14 protein-coding genes and 1 pseudogene are annotated in these 12992 nt (G+C 71.2%); 7 read left to right on the top strand and 8 right to left on the bottom strand.

Annotated elements, in window-relative coordinates; all coding sequences use genetic code 11:
* Positions 1 to 91: 91 nt before the first annotated feature.
* Positions 92 to 616 carry a hypothetical protein gene (locus tag AB0924_RS36170; RefSeq protein WP_358936751.1) on the bottom strand — a complete coding sequence of 175 codons (525 nt, stop codon included), beginning with the start codon at positions 614 to 616 and terminating at the stop codon, positions 92 to 94.
* A gap of 108 nt (positions 617 to 724) precedes the next feature.
* Positions 725 to 1663, bottom strand: coding sequence for a tRNA (adenosine(37)-N6)-dimethylallyltransferase MiaA (miaA, locus tag AB0924_RS36165; protein ID WP_366913717.1), 939 nt, complete (start codon positions 1661 to 1663; stop codon positions 725 to 727).
* A 179-nt stretch (positions 1664 to 1842) separates the two neighbouring features.
* Here miaA and AB0924_RS36160 point away from each other — a divergent pair, with 179 nt between their 5' ends.
* Both AB0924_RS36160 and AB0924_RS36155 read left to right on the top strand, forming a co-directional pair.
* Positions 1843 to 2151: a hypothetical protein gene (locus tag AB0924_RS36160; protein ID WP_358936732.1), complete on the top strand. Its 309-nt coding sequence runs from the start codon at positions 1843 to 1845 to the stop codon at positions 2149 to 2151.
* 25 nt (positions 2152 to 2176) lie between these two features.
* Positions 2177 to 2449: an antitoxin gene (locus AB0924_RS36155; protein ID WP_358936734.1), complete on the top strand. Its 273-nt coding sequence runs from the start codon at positions 2177 to 2179 to the stop codon at positions 2447 to 2449.
* 79 nt (positions 2450 to 2528) lie between these two features.
* Here AB0924_RS36155 and AB0924_RS36150 read toward each other — a convergent pair whose 3' ends face one another.
* Positions 2529 to 3242 carry a class III extradiol dioxygenase subunit B-like domain-containing protein gene (locus AB0924_RS36150; RefSeq protein ID WP_358936736.1) on the bottom strand — a complete coding sequence of 238 codons (714 nt, stop codon included), beginning with the start codon at positions 3240 to 3242 and terminating at the stop codon, positions 2529 to 2531.
* Between the two features lie 123 nt (positions 3243 to 3365).
* A complete protein-coding gene (gene miaB / locus AB0924_RS36145; RefSeq protein ID WP_358936738.1) occupies positions 3366 to 4892 on the bottom strand; it encodes a tRNA (N6-isopentenyl adenosine(37)-C2)-methylthiotransferase MiaB in 1527 nt (508 codons plus the stop codon).
* Positions 4893 to 6052: 1160 nt separating this feature from the next.
* On the opposite strand from miaB, the pseudogene AB0924_RS36140 reads away from it, so the two are divergent.
* Together AB0924_RS36140 and AB0924_RS36135 are read left to right on the top strand one after the other, a co-directional pair.
* Positions 6053 to 6124: pseudogene (locus tag AB0924_RS36140) on the top strand (hypothetical protein); the annotation flags it as partial.
* Positions 6125 to 6151: 27 nt separating this feature from the next.
* Entirely contained in the window at positions 6152 to 6283 is a 132-nt protein-coding gene (locus AB0924_RS36135; RefSeq protein ID WP_366913718.1) for a WD40 repeat domain-containing protein, read from the top strand.
* A gap of 97 nt (positions 6284 to 6380) precedes the next feature.
* On the opposite strand, the gene AB0924_RS36130 is transcribed toward AB0924_RS36135, so the two are convergent.
* Both AB0924_RS36130 and AB0924_RS36125 read right to left on the bottom strand, forming a co-directional pair.
* Positions 6381 to 7130, bottom strand: a complete 750-nt coding sequence (locus tag AB0924_RS36130; RefSeq protein WP_366913715.1) for a PP2C family serine/threonine-protein phosphatase — start codon at positions 7128 to 7130, stop codon at positions 6381 to 6383.
* Between the two features lie 192 nt (positions 7131 to 7322).
* A complete protein-coding gene (locus AB0924_RS36125) occupies positions 7323 to 7730 on the bottom strand; it encodes a MazG nucleotide pyrophosphohydrolase domain-containing protein (RefSeq protein WP_366913714.1) in 408 nt (135 codons plus the stop codon).
* Positions 7731 to 7838: 108 nt separating this feature from the next.
* Between AB0924_RS36125 and AB0924_RS36120 the strand changes: the two genes are divergently transcribed.
* Positions 7839 to 8837: a TAXI family TRAP transporter solute-binding subunit gene (locus tag AB0924_RS36120; RefSeq protein WP_366913713.1), complete on the top strand. Its 999-nt coding sequence runs from the start codon at positions 7839 to 7841 to the stop codon at positions 8835 to 8837.
* Positions 8838 to 8883: 46 nt separating this feature from the next.
* Here the strand turns inward: AB0924_RS36120 and AB0924_RS36115 are convergent, their stop codons facing one another.
* Together AB0924_RS36115 and AB0924_RS36110 are read right to left on the bottom strand one after the other, a co-directional pair.
* Positions 8884 to 10290 (bottom strand): HAMP domain-containing sensor histidine kinase, encoded by a 1407-nt coding sequence (locus AB0924_RS36115; protein WP_358939141.1) that lies wholly within the window; start codon positions 10288 to 10290, stop codon positions 8884 to 8886.
* A 9-nt stretch (positions 10291 to 10299) separates the two neighbouring features.
* Positions 10300 to 10986, bottom strand: coding sequence for a response regulator transcription factor (locus tag AB0924_RS36110; RefSeq protein ID WP_366913712.1), 687 nt, complete (start codon positions 10984 to 10986; stop codon positions 10300 to 10302).
* A gap of 296 nt (positions 10987 to 11282) precedes the next feature.
* Here AB0924_RS36110 and AB0924_RS36105 point away from each other — a divergent pair, with 296 nt between their 5' ends.
* Together AB0924_RS36105 and AB0924_RS36100 are read left to right on the top strand one after the other, a co-directional pair.
* Positions 11283 to 12059 (top strand): amino acid ABC transporter ATP-binding protein, encoded by a 777-nt coding sequence (locus tag AB0924_RS36105; RefSeq protein ID WP_358939145.1) that lies wholly within the window; start codon positions 11283 to 11285, stop codon positions 12057 to 12059.
* Positions 12060 to 12144: 85 nt separating this feature from the next.
* A complete protein-coding gene (locus AB0924_RS36100; RefSeq protein WP_358939147.1) occupies positions 12145 to 12981 on the top strand; it encodes a glutamate ABC transporter substrate-binding protein in 837 nt (278 codons plus the stop codon).
* Positions 12982 to 12992 lie beyond the last annotated feature (11 nt).

Genomic DNA, 12992 nt, shown 5'->3' with positions numbered 1-12992 from the left:
CACCGCCCCCAGCCACCTCGCAACTGGCAAACGCCCGAATCTGAAACGGAAGGCGACTCACGAGGCGAGACCAGAACTCAAGACCGGGACACTAGCGCAGCCGGGCCACGCGCCAGACGGCGAGGACGGCCACGAGGGCCACCAGGAGCACGTAGGCGAGGACGACCCGCCAGTCGGGGCGGCGTCCGGAGCCCCGTGCCGGCAGGCCCGGCCAGGTGTAGCCCACCCGGCGGGCGGCCATCATGCCCCAGCCCGCGGCGCAGGAGCAGATCAGCAGGCCCAGCATGGCGATGACCGCGCCGCTGTCGCCGAAGTCGAAGGCGAGCGGGAAGGCGAACATCAGGGAGCCGCCCGCGGCCAGGGCCACGATCGGCGCGAGCTGCCAGATGCGCAGCCGCCGCTGCGGACGCAGCTCGACCTCGACCTCCGGACCGCTCGCGTACATCTCCTCGGGCGCCGGGCCGTCGGCGGTGACGCCGCCCTCGGTGTCGTCGGGGCCGTCGTCCGTGAGTCGCTCCGCGTCGTCGGTCAGACGATCCTCGCCCTGTTCCGGTTCACCGGGGTCGGTCGTGATCTGCTCGGCACTTCGTGCGGTGTCGCGAGGGCCGGCCTCCATCGCCACGCGCCCTCCCAACTAGGACTCCACTTGGTCGATCGAAGCTCGATGATGGCACGGCGTCACAGGCCGCGTTGACCGGCGGCGCATCCCGATGCCATCACGTGATCAGGCTGTAACCGGTCGTTCGACCACAGCCAGGGCCAGCCGCGGGAGTTCCCCGCGGTCCGCCGCCGCACCGCTCAGCCAGTGCACCCGCGGATCGCGCCGGAACCAGGAGTCCTGGCGGCGCGCGAAGCGTTTGGTGGCGCGTACGGTCTCGGCCCGCGCCTCCGCTTCGGTGCATTCCCCGGCGAGCGCGGCGAGCACCTGCTGGTAGCCGAGCGCGCGCGAGGCCGTACGGCCCTCGCGCAGCCCCCGCGCCTCCAGCGCGCGCACCTCGTCCACCAGCCCCGCCTCCCACATCCGGTCGACCCGGGCCGCGATGCGCTCGTCGAGCTCGGGACGGGCGACGTCCACGCCGATCTGCACGGTGTCGTAGACGGAGTCGTGGCCGGGAAGGTTCGCGGTGAAGGGCTGCCCGGTGAGCTCGATCACCTCCAGGGCGCGGACGATGCGGCGGCCGTTGCCGGGCAGGATGGCGCGGGCCGCGGCGGGGTCGGCGGCGGCCAGGCGGGCGTGCAGCGCGCCGGAGCCGCGCAGCGCCAGCTCCTCCTCCAGGCGGGCCCGGATCACGGGGTCGGTGCCGGGGAACTCGAGGTTGTCGACCGCCCCGCGTACATACAACCCGGAGCCGCCGACCAGGATCGGCCAGCGGCCCTCGGCGAGCAGCGCGTCGATCCGCGCGCGGGCGAGTTTCTGGTACTCGGCGACCGAGGCGGCGGCTGTCACGTCCCAGATGTCCAGCAGATGGTGCGGGACACCGGCCCGTTCCTCGGGCGTCAGTTTGGCGGTGCCGATGTCCATCCCTCGGTACAGCTGCATGGAGTCGGCGTTGACGACCTCGCCGCCGAGTCGCTGGGCCAGGAACACGCCGAGATCGGACTTTCCGGCCGCTGTGGGGCCGACGACGGCGATGACGCGGGGGGCGGGGGCTGCGCTGCTCACCGCACCAGTCTCGCAAACCTCACGGCCGCGCCTCGAACGAGTTACGTGACGGCGCGCATGCCGGTTCGTTGCACCGGGATACCGCCCGCTCGGTCTTTGGAGGCGGTGAGCCGGGTGGCGCAAACGGACGCACCGCTTGACGCGGGATTTCGCCCGCACGAGTAACGTATGGAGTGGTTATGGGCGTTTTTGCACGGCTTCTCGGCAGGTCGAAGGCGAAGCGGGAGGCGTCGGCCGCCGAGGTCCCGGGTGACGACGCGCCGGAGAACGCCTCGGCGCCGGAGGCGGTCGAGGGCGCGGCGCCGGCGGAGGCGCCGGGCTCGTCCGAGGACGGGCACGAGGGCGTGGCGGCCGGGGCGGACGGCTCGGGAACCCGCGCCTCCGACGGCGCCGAGGGTGCCGAGGGTGCCGAAAGCGCGGAGATCCCCAAGCAGCAGTCCGCGGACGAGGCCGCCGACAGCGAGGCCGGGGAGGGCGCCCGCAGGTGACCGTCCCCGTCAGGGAAGGTGGAGCATGGGTCTTTTGGAGAACATGAAGGCCAGGCTGGGTCCGGCCAAGGACAAGGTGTCGGATCTGGCGAGCCGGCACGGGGACCGGGTGCAGCACGGCATCGACAAGGCCGCGCGTGCCGTGGACGAGCGGACCAAGGGCAAGTACTCCGACCGGATCCACGCCGGCACGGGCAGGGCGAAGGAGGCGATGGACCGCCTCGCGCACAAGGAGGAGCCGCACGTCAGCGGTGCGAAGCCCCCGGCCCGGCCGGAGGGCCCGCCGCCCACCTCCTGAACGGCACACGACTCGCCGGACGGCCGCGGAGCACCATGCCTCCCGGCCGTCCGCCGTTTCGCGCGGCCCGCTCGGGGGTCTACGACCAGGTGGCGACCAGGTATCCCACTCCGTAGGGCGCGTCCTCGTACAGCAGCGTGCCCTCCAGGCCCGCGCCCTCCGCCGCGCCCGCGAGAACCTGCCAGGGCGCGCGTCCGGAGGCCTTCAGTTCGTACGCCAGTCCGGGGTCCAGCGCCTGGAGCGCCGCCACGTCCGCCGCGCCCAGAGCGCGTGCCACCGCCGCGTCGAAGGGGGCCGCCCGCTCGTCGAGGTAGCCCGGCGCCTTGAGGGTGCGGCAGGCGCTCGCGTCTCCCATCACCAGCATCGCGACCCGCCCGGCCCGGGCACCCAGCTCCCTGCCGGTCTCCACGCACCGCCCGGGTTCGAGCGGTTCCCCGACGCCGAGCCCCTCGATCGGGGCGTCCGCCCAGCCGGTGCGCTCCAGCAGCCAGGCCGCGACGGCCAGCGACGGCGGCAGCTCACGCTCGCCGGCGGCGTCCGTGGCGGGGCCGAGCCGTACGGCGACGTCGACACCGAAGCCGCGGAAGGATCCGCGGGCACCCTGCGGGTGCCGTCCGCGCCCGCTGCGCTCGGCGGGCCCGACGACCACGAGCGTGTCGGGGCGGGCGGCGGCCAGCACGCCGAGCGCGTCGGCGCACGCCACGCGCGCGGGGTCCAGTTCCGGTGCGGCACCCGCGGCCACCTCGGGCACGAGCAGCGGTGGGCAGGGGCAGACAGCAGCGGCGACAAGCATGAGCGGCAGGGTAACGCCGTACGCAGACGGAGCGTTACCTCACGCCGAGCTCCGCGCCGAGGCGCGGACCGGCCCCGGGCCGGGACCCGGGTCGAACCGCCCGCCGGCCGGCGCCCCGGCCGCTCAGTCGCAGCCGCAGCCGCTCGCGACGGCGGGCAGCGGCGCCGGAACGCCGATCTTCGGCAGGCCGAGCAGCACGCCCGCCGGCTTGGCGGCCTCGGCGGCGTTGCGCTTCTCCCAGGCGTCGCCCGCGCGCGTGCGGCGCACGCCGAGGACGGGGCCCTCGGCGAGGAGGTGGTGCGGGGCGGCGTAGGTCACCTCGACCGTGACCACGTCACCGGGGCGCACCTCCTGCTCCGGCTTGGTGAAGTGGACCAGGCGGTTGTCGGGGGCGCGGCCGGAGAGCCGGTGGGTGGCGCCGTCCTTGCGACCCTCGCCCTCGGCCACCATCAGCTCGAGCGTGCGGCCGACCTGCTTCTTGTTCTCCTCCCAGGAGATCTCCTCCTGGAGGGCGACCAGCCGCTCGTAGCGGGCCTGGACGACCTCCTTGGGGATCTGGTCCTCCATGGTCGCGGCCGGGGTGCCGGGCCGCTTGGAGTACTGGAAGGTGAAGGCCTGCGCGAACCGCGCCTCGCGGACGACGTGCAGGGTCTGCTCGAAGTCCTCCTCGGTCTCGCCGGGGAAGCCCACGATGATGTCGGTGGTGATCGCCGCGTGCGGGATGGCGGCGCGGACCTTCTCGATGATCCCGAGGTAGCGCTCCTGCCTGTACGAGCGGCGCATCGCCTTCAGCACGGTGTCCGAGCCGGACTGCAGCGGCATGTGGAGCTGCGGCATGGCGTTCGGCGTCTCGGCCATGGCGGCGATGACGTCGTCGGTGAAGTCGCGCGGGTGCGGGGACGTGAACCGCACCCGCTCCAGGCCCTCGATGCTCCCGCAGGCGCGCAGCAGCTTGCTGAAGGCCTCGCGGTCGCCGATGTCGGAGCCGTAGGCGTTGACGTTCTGGCCCAGCAGGGTGATCTCGGAGACGCCCTCGCCGACCAGAGCCTCGATCTCGGCGAGGATGTCGCCGGTGCGGCGGTCCTTCTCCTTGCCGCGCAGCGCCGGGACGATGCAGAAGGTGCAGGTGTTGTTGCAGCCGACGGAGATCGACACCCAGGCCGCGTACGCGCTCTCGCGCCGGGTCGGCAGCGTGGAGGGGAAGGCCTCCAGCGACTCGGCGATCTCGACCTGCGCCTCTTCCTGGACGCGGGCGCGCTCCAGCAGGACGGGCAGCTTGCCGATGTTGTGCGTACCGAAGACGACGTCCACCCAGGGCGCCTTCTTCACGATGGTGTCGCGGTCCTTCTGTGCCAGGCAGCCGCCGACCGCGATCTGCATGCCGGGCCGGGACGCCTTGCGCGGCGCGAGCCGGCCGAGGTTGCCGTACAGCCGGTTGTCGGCGTTCTCACGCACCGCGCACGTGTTGAACACGACGACGTCGGCGTCCCCGTCGGATCCCTCGGGGGCGCGTACGTACCCGGCGTCCTCCAGCAGCCCGGCCAGTCGCTCCGAGTCATGGACGTTCATCTGGCATCCGTACGTGCGGATCTCGTAACTCTTGGGTGCGGGCACGTCCACTGCGGGGCTCCGGTCGCTGCTGCTGGTCATGGGTCAAGGGTAGGCGGTTCCTGGGAGCTCATTTCCCTCGCTTTCCAGAGTGGGTGCGCCGCACTGGCACTCCCGGGATACTCGGCCGCCTGGCTGATGGTGCGGTGATCCGCCCGTGAACTCCGTGGACGGGGCCTCTAGGGTCTCGCGCAGGCTCTGACAGCCGCCGGGACCACGGACGAGCGGCTGCTCGAGGCCATGCGCACGACGCCCGGGGGCGGGATTCTTCCCGGCCAATTTGGTCCGCGACGCGAACGCCCAGCACGCTGCTGTCGTGTCACCGTCACCCCCTTTCGCAAGGGCATGCGGCCATGTGATTCCCCAGGTGACCTGAGCCGTGGTCCACCGCTTGTGACGGCCTTCCGCCGACGGCTTGATCGAGTCGGCACGCTGCGGCGTGACTCACCTTGACCACTCCCTCCGCCAGCCCTCTCCCTAGCGAGGAATCAATGTTCGACTGCTTGCGCGCTGTTCACATTGCCCTGTCTGAACTGCTATTGGCTGGGCGGGGGTTGCACGGGAATGGGTTACGCGCTGCCGGGTTGGCTGGACCAGGTCCTGGACTACATCGCATCCAATTCCCGAAGGCAGACGAGAACGACTACCGTCACATGGCTGACGCCATGCGGGAGTTCGCCGACAACTTCGAGAGAGACGGCGCGGACGCGCACAAGGCGGCGGAGGAGATCCTCGCCTCGCCCAGGGGCTGGGCCGTCCATTCAGGCAGACCCACTGGAACCAGGTCAAGGCCGGCCACCTGGATAAGATCCCGGAGCTGGCCCGCCTGTTCGCCGACACCTGTGACGTCGTCGCGGCCGTCACCTTCGGCATGATGACGAAGGCGAGGCCAAACTGATCGTCAAAGCGAGCCGGTGAGCCTCTCGCTCGGCGCGGCCTTCATTACCGGAGGCCTGTCCGCCGTCCTGGGCGCGGCAGGATCACTGCCATGCGCCGGCCTGTGAACGTTTCATCGACGAGGCCGCCGACCAGGATCGTGAACCGGCCGCGAACCTGACGAGGTTCGCCGAGCGCGGCGGCACGTTCACCCCACTCCCAACGGGACTGTGAACGAGAACTCGCACCGAGTGAGGTCGCCGTCGTAAGGGAATCTCGCGCCGGCCGAACGGAGCGCGTCTCAGGCCGGCGCTCTCGTCGCGCACCGCAGCGGTATGAGGGCGGTGGCGTTCAGTGCCGACAGTGAGCTGTTCGCCACCGGCGCCGGGGACGGCACCGTATGCGTATGGCGGGCCGACACAGGAGTGCCCCTGCTGACGGTCAAGCACGACCGCCCGGTGAACGCCGTGGCGTTCTATCCGGACGGCCGGTACCTCGCGAGTGCAGGCGAGGACAAGGTGGTGCGCAGCACCTGGCTCAGCCCGGCCGATCGTTGAAGACGCGCGGACAGTGAGCCGCCGGCAGGTCCTCAACACGGGCTACGGAGGACACTCCGACGAGCGGGATCGGCTGCCACAATGAGGTGGGTCCCCTTCACTCGTCCGCCACACGCACGACGGCCAGCGTGATGTTGTCCGGGCCGCCCGCCGTGATGGCGGCCTTCCACAGTTCGAAGGCCGCCCGGCCGTCGTCATGCTCGCGCATCACCTCGTCGAGCACGTCGTCCGGCAGCGGATCGGTCAGGCCGTCGGTGCACATCAGGCAGCGGTCGCCAGGCGAGAGAGGCCGCGCGGTCACATGGGCGCGGACGCGACGGTACGCGGGGCTGCCGCCCAGGCACTGGGTGACGAGGTGGGTACCGCCCCACGCGGAATCCGGCGGGGGCCGGTCGTCGACGCTCAGCAGCCGCAGTCCCTCGTGGTCAGCCGCGTAGACCCGGCTGTCGCCCACGTTGAACACCAGCAGTGAGCCGGGCCGCAGGACGACGCCGGCCACGGTCGTGCCCATGGTCGCGAGCCCGCTTCCCGCGTCGCCGCCGGCGGCCGCGTGGATGGCGCGGTTGCAGTCGTCCACGGCGTCGCGGACGGCGTCCTCGCAGTCCAGTGCCGCACCTGCGGATGCGATCCGGCGGGCCACCAGGGCGCTGGCCACATGGCCGCCGGGATGTCCGCCGAGTCCGTCGGCCACGGCGACGACGAGAGGTGTGCCGAGCGGAAAGAACAGGGTCTGCGGGTTCTCGGTGACCGTGGCGCACAGCGTCCACGGACCGGCGACGAGGCTGTCCTCGTTTCGGTCGCGGACCAGTCCGGGATGGCTCAGCGCGCTCACCACCGCGTACGGCATGGCACGTCACCGCCTTCACACAGGAGACGGGCCCCCGATCTCCCGGCCGGCGAGAGCGGCCGAGACCGGATGCGGGCGAAATCCTCGGTCCTCAGCCTAGGCGTTTCTCCCGGCCTCGCTCAGCGTCGTCGCCCACCATCCGTCCCGGCGGGCTCGGCACGGCCTGACGCCTGGCCCGCCTGGCCGCGGGTGTCAGGCCGCGCCGTCCGCCGTCCAGCCCTGGCGGCGCAGCACGGCCGACACGTCGGGCGCCCGGTAGTGCTCCCCCTTGAGGACCTTGCCGTCGGCACGCCGGGCGACCTGGCCGTCGGGGCCCAGCTTGCTCATGTTGGAGCGGTGGATCTCGGCGATCACCTCGTCGAGGTCGACACCGTGGACCAGCGCGGTGCCGTACGCCACGTACACCACGTCGGCCAGCTCGTGCGCGAGCCGGTCCAGCGGACCCTCGACCGACACCTCGGCGACCTCCGCGGCCTCCTCGGCGAGCAGTTCCCCGCGGTGCGCTGCCAGCTCGGGAGCCACTTCGGTGGGTGTGCTGTGGGCGTCGAGGCCGAAGGCGAGGTGGAATTCGCGGACGAGCCGGGCGGGGGAAGTGCTCATGCCGCGACTCTAACGGCCGCCACCGACAGCCCGGGCCCGCGCCGCCGCCGCACCCCGCGGTGGCCCCGGCCCTGGTCAGCCCGGCGGTCGGCTGGCAGGATCGCCCGCATGTCCAAGGTGTTCCCCCGTGTCAGCAGGCGCCGGGCGCTGCAGAGCGCGGCCGCCGGTGCCGTGGTCCTCGGGCTGCTGCTGTGGTGGCTGCTTCCCCTGGGCGAGAAGCCGCCGAGCGGGACGATCGTCTTCAGTACGGGCACGTCCCGCGGGGTCTACCAGGAGTACGGCGAGCGGCTGCGCACCGAGATGGCCAAGGACATGCCAGGCCTGGAGGTGAAGCTGCTGAACAGCGCCGGCTCGCAGCAGAACGTGCAGCGGGTGGTCGACGGGCATGCCGATTTCACGATCGCGGCGGCCGACGCGGTGGGGACGTACGAGCGGCGGCACCCCGGCTCGTCCGGCCGGCTGCGTGGAGTGGCCCGGCTGTACGACGACTACGTGCAGCTCATCGTGCCGCGTGACTCGGACGTCGACAGCGTCGCGGACCTGCGGCACAAGCGGGTGGCCACCGGCCTGCCCGACTCCGGGGTGCGGCTGATCGCCGACCGGGTGCTCAGGGCCGCCGGCATCGACCCGCACAAGGACGTCACGCCGGTGTCGGACGGCATAGACGTCGGGCCCTCGCGCCTCGCACAGGGCAAGATCGACGCCTTCTTCTGGTCGGGCGGGCTGCCCACGAAGGGGCTGGCGGGGCTGGCCAGGAAGGCCGCCTTCAAGTTCGTGCCGATCGACGGCGACCTCGTCGCCAAGCTGCACGCGGCCGGCGAGGCCGGGCGCTACTACCGGGCCACCAACATCCCCGAGTCGGCGTACCCGCGCGTGCAGCACGGCTCGACGGTGGCGACGATCGCGGTGTCCAACGTGCTGATGACCCGCGCGGACATGGATCCCCGGCTGACCGAGTGGGTGACCCGCACGGTGATCAAGAGCCGGGACGACATCGGCGCCCATGTCCACTCCGCGCAGCTGGTCGACCTGCGCACCGCCATCTACACCGACCCGCTGCCCCTGCAGGAGGGCGCCCGGCGCTACTACCAGTCGGTCAAGCCGTAGCGGGCTTCGCCCGGGGCACGCGCGCCCGGCCGGTCCCGGAGGGTGTCTAGCGCGGCTCGGCGTGCCGCGGCACCGTCACCGTGACCGTCAGCCCCCGCGGCTCGTGGTGCGCGCAGCCGATCGAGCCGCCGCCCGCGGCGAGCAGGGCGCGGGTGATGGACAGGCCGAGCCCGGAACCCTTGACGTTCTGGTGACGGCCGCTGCGCCAGAAACGGTCGCCCACGCGTGTGAGTTCCTCGTCGGTCAGCCCGGGCCCGGTGTCGCTGACCCGGACGGTCGTGCTGTCGCCGTTGGAGGCCACGGTGACCTCGACCGTGCCGTCCTCGGGCGTGAACTTCACGGCGTTGTCGATCACCGCGTCCAGCGCGCTGGACAGGGTGATCGGGTCGGCCCAGCCGGTCGTCGGAGGGCAGTCACCGGTGAGCCGGACGCCCTTGGCGTCGGCGGTCGGTGCCCAGGCCGCCACCCGCTCCTCGGCCAGCGCGCCGATGTCGGTCAGCCGGAGGTCGGCCTCGGCGTGCTCGGCCAGCGCCAGGTCGAGCAGGTCGTCCAGGACCTGTGCCAGGCGCTTGCCCTCGGTGCGCACCGAGGCGATCTCCGCGTTGTTCTCCGGTAGCTCCAGGGCGAGCAGTTCGATGCGCAGCAGCAGCGCCGACAGCGGATTTCGCAACTGGTGCGAGGCGTCCGCGACGAAGGCGCGCTGCTGCTCCAGGACGTCCTCGACGTTGTCCGCCATCTCGTTGAACGATCGGGCCAGCCGCCTGAGTTCCGGCGGTCCGCCGCCGACCGCGACCCGGGACTTCAGGCGCCCGGTGGCGATGTCGTGCGTGGTGGCGTCCAGGATGCGTACCGGTCTGAGCACCCAGCCGGTCAGCCGCAGCGCGGCACCGACGGCGAGCAGCATCGCGGCGGCCTCCCCGGCCCCGATGACCAGCCAGCCGCGCAGGATGCGCGAGCGCAGCTGTCCGGTGGGCGAGTCGGTGACCACGACCGCCACCACGTCCCCGTCCCGGATCACCGGTGAGGCGACGACCAGCCGGCCGCGCTGCCAGGGCCACACCTGACGCGGGTCGTGGCTGCGGCGGCTGAGCAGCGCCTCGTCGAAGGCCTCCCGCACCTCCCCCGTCCGCGGGAGGAGCCAGTCGCCGGGCGCGTTGGCCATGGCCGCGTCATTGCTGTAGAAGACGCCCGCGCGGATGCCGTAGACGCCGTGGTAGCTGTCGAGTTCGCGGCGCAGGGTCTGCCGGCGCTCGTCGGTGGTGGACGGGCGGGACGCGGTGGGGACGTCGGTGACGAACTGGGCGAGCGCGGCGAAGCGCGCGGTGTCGTCGATCCGGTCGACGACGACGTTCTGCTGCTGGGCGGCGGCCAGGCTGACGGCGAGCGGCACGCCCAGGGCGAGGAGCACGGCCGCCATCAGGACGATGAGCAGCGGCAGCAGCCGGGTGCGCACCCGTCCCCGCTACGCGGCCGGGGCGACGAGCCGGTAGCCGACGCCTCGTACGGTCTCGATCAGCGCGGGCATGCGCAGTTTGGAACGCAGGGAGGCGACGTGCACCTCCAGGGTGCGTCCGGTCCCCTCCCAGCTGGTGCGCCACACCTCGCTGATGATCTGCTCCCGCCGGAAGACCACCCCGGGCCGCTGGGCGAGCAGTGCGAGCAGGTCGAACTCCTTGCGCGTCAGCTGGATCACCGAACCGTCCACGCTGACCTGGCGGGTGGGCAGCTCGATGTGCACGGACCCGAGCCGCAGCGCGCTCCCGGCGTCCGGCGCGGGGTCCTCGTGCACGCTGCGCCGGCTGACGGCGTGGATCCGGGCGAGCAGTTCTCCGGTGTCGTACGGCTTCACCACGTAGTCGTCGGCGCCCAGGTTGAGCCCGTGGATGCGGGAGCGGACGTCGGCCCGGGCGGTGACCATGATCACCGGGGTGCTGGTGCGCTTGCGGATCTTGCCGCAGACCTCGTAGCCGTCCTGGTCGGGCAGGCCCAGGTCGAGCAGGACCACTCCGAATCCCGCGCCCTCGGGGACGAGCGCCTGGAGGGCCTCCTCGCCGCTGCGCGCGTGGGTGACATCGAAGCCGTGCCGCGCGAGGACCGCGGACAGGGCCGCGGCGACGTGGTTGTCGTCCTCGACGAGCAGCAGTCTCATCGCCGCCCCCTCCGGTTCAGTGGTCGTACGGTCGTGGTTCTCGTTCGGCTTGTATCTCACGAGCACGCGCGCGTGCACGATGGAAGTCACGCCGATGGACAAGGACGGCGTCAAGAGGGTTCCGGTTGCCTGCCGCTTCCGTTATGCGCCCGATACGTGGCACAGAACGCAAGTGCTACGACACGTGTCCGATTGCTATCGGATCGTGATGCTCAGATTCCCCTCAGATGTGATGACGCAGGTCACGGCGTCTCACTACTGTCCACCGAAACCGAGGAGGACGGAGCCCGAGAGCGATGACCGAAGTATCGGTGGCCAAGGAAGACGTGGCCGCGACCGACGAACTGGTCGTCCTGAAGAGCGTCAACAAGCACTTCGGCGCGTTGCATGTGCTCCAGGACATCGACCTGACGATCGCCCGCGGCGAGGTCGTCGTGGTCATCGGGCCCTCCGGGTCCGGGAAGTCGACCTTGTGCCGCACCATCAACCGGCTGGAGACCATCGACGCCGGCACCATCACGATCGACGGGAAGCCGCTGCCCCATGAGGGCAAGGAGCTGGCCCGGCTGCGCGCCGACGTCGGCATGGTCTTCCAGTCCTTCAACCTCTTCGCGCACAAGACCGTGCTCGAGAACGTGATGCTGGGCCAGATCAAGGTCCGCAGGACGGACAAGAAGCAGGCCGAGGAAAAGGCCCGCGCCCTGCTCGACCGGGTCGGCGTGGGCACCCAGGCCGACAAGTACCCCGCGCAGCTCTCCGGTGGCCAGCAGCAGCGCGTCGCCATCGCCCGGGCGCTGGCGATGGGCCCGAAGGTCATGCTCTTCGACGAGCCGACCTCGGCCCTCGACCCCGAGATGATCAACGAGGTCCTCGAGGTCATGCAGCAGCTCGCCCGCGAGGGCATGACGATGATCGTGGTCACCCACGAGATGGGCTTCGCGCGTTCGGCCGCGAACCGGGTCGTCTTCATGGCGGACGGCCGCATCGTCGAGCAGGCCGCCCCCGACCAGTTCTTCAGCGCGCCGCGCAGCGACAGGGCCAAGGACTTCCTGTCGAAGATCCTGCACCACTGACGGCGCGGAGCCCGCGCGCCCTGACGTTCCGGGGTCGCCCGTCCCTCACCGGCCTCGTTCTCTCACCACGCAAAGGATGTTCACCATGAAGCTCCGCAAGGTCACCGCCGCCTCGGCCGCCGTACTCGCCCTCGCTGTGGGCGCCACCGCTTGTGGCGGCGGCAAGAAGGACGACAACAGCTCTTCCGGTGGCGGCAAGAAGATCGCGATCGGCATCAAGTTCGACCAGCCCGGCATCGGCCAGAAGACCCCGCAGGGCTACTCGGGCTTCGATGTCGACGTAGCGACCTATGTCGCGAAGAAGCTTGGCTACGGAGCGGACCAGATCGAGTGGAAGGAGTCGAAGAGCGCCGACCGCGAGACCATGCTGCAGCGTGGCGACGTCGACTTCATCGCCGCCTCCTACTCGATCACCCCGGAGCGTCAGCAGAAGGTGGACTTCGCCGGCCCGTACCTGCTGGCCCACCAGGACGTGCTGATCCGCGCGGACGACAACACCATCAAGTCGCCGGCGGACCTCAACAAGAAGAAGCTGTGCTCGGTGACCGGCTCGACGTCGGCGCAGAACGTCAAGGACAAGCTGGCCCCCAAGGCCCAGCTCCAGCAGTACCCGACGTACTCGGCCTGCCTGACCGGTCTGCAGAGCAAGGCGATCGACGCCCTTACCACGGACGACTCGATCCTCGCCGGCTACGCCTCTCAGTCCCAGTTCAAGGGCAAGTTCAAGCTGGGCGGCTTCAAGATGACCAACGAGAACTACGGCATCGGCGTCAAGAAGGGCAGCGACCTCAAGGCCAAGATCAACAAGGCCCTGGAGGAGATGGTCTCCGACGGTTCGTGGCAGAAGGCCGTGGACAAGAACTTCGGCCCGGCCGACTACAAGAACGAGCAGGCTCCGAAGATCGGCGAGATCAAGAGCTGAGGCAACGCCCG

The sequence above is a fragment of the Streptomyces sp. NPDC047869 genome (assembly GCF_040704065.1).
In the GTDB taxonomy this organism is placed as follows: Bacteria; Actinomycetota; Actinomycetes; order Streptomycetales; family Streptomycetaceae; genus Streptomyces.
Note: the sequence above shows the minus strand (reverse complement) of the source record. Positions and strands in the feature narration are given on the sequence as shown.

What these genes read in the sequence shown, in the direction of transcription:
- AB0924_RS36170 (WP_358936751.1), bottom strand. Translation starts at nt 616, where the DNA reads ATGGAGGCCGGCCCTCGCGACACCGCACGAAGTGCCGAGCAGATCACG.
- AB0924_RS36160 (WP_358936732.1), top strand. Translation starts at nt 1,843, where the DNA reads ATGGGCGTTTTTGCACGGCTTCTCGGCAGGTCGAAGGCGAAGCGGGAG.
- AB0924_RS36155 (WP_358936734.1), top strand. Translation starts at nt 2,177, where the DNA reads ATGGGTCTTTTGGAGAACATGAAGGCCAGGCTGGGTCCGGCCAAGGAC.
- AB0924_RS36150 (WP_358936736.1), bottom strand. Translation starts at nt 3,242, where the DNA reads ATGCTTGTCGCCGCTGCTGTCTGCCCCTGCCCACCGCTGCTCGTGCCC.
- miaB (WP_358936738.1), bottom strand. Translation starts at nt 4,892, where the DNA reads ATGACCAGCAGCAGCGACCGGAGCCCCGCAGTGGACGTGCCCGCACCC.
- AB0924_RS36130 (WP_366913715.1), bottom strand. Translation starts at nt 7,130, where the DNA reads ATGCCGTACGCGGTGGTGAGCGCGCTGAGCCATCCCGGACTGGTCCGC.
- AB0924_RS36125 (WP_366913714.1), bottom strand. Translation starts at nt 7,730, where the DNA reads ATGAGCACTTCCCCCGCCCGGCTCGTCCGCGAATTCCACCTCGCCTTC.
- AB0924_RS36120 (WP_366913713.1), top strand. Translation starts at nt 7,839, where the DNA reads ATGTCCAAGGTGTTCCCCCGTGTCAGCAGGCGCCGGGCGCTGCAGAGC.
- AB0924_RS36110 (WP_366913712.1), bottom strand. Translation starts at nt 10,986, where the DNA reads ATGAGACTGCTGCTCGTCGAGGACGACAACCACGTCGCCGCGGCCCTG.
- AB0924_RS36105 (WP_358939145.1), top strand. Translation starts at nt 11,283, where the DNA reads ATGACCGAAGTATCGGTGGCCAAGGAAGACGTGGCCGCGACCGACGAA.
- AB0924_RS36100 (WP_358939147.1), top strand. Translation starts at nt 12,145, where the DNA reads ATGAAGCTCCGCAAGGTCACCGCCGCCTCGGCCGCCGTACTCGCCCTC.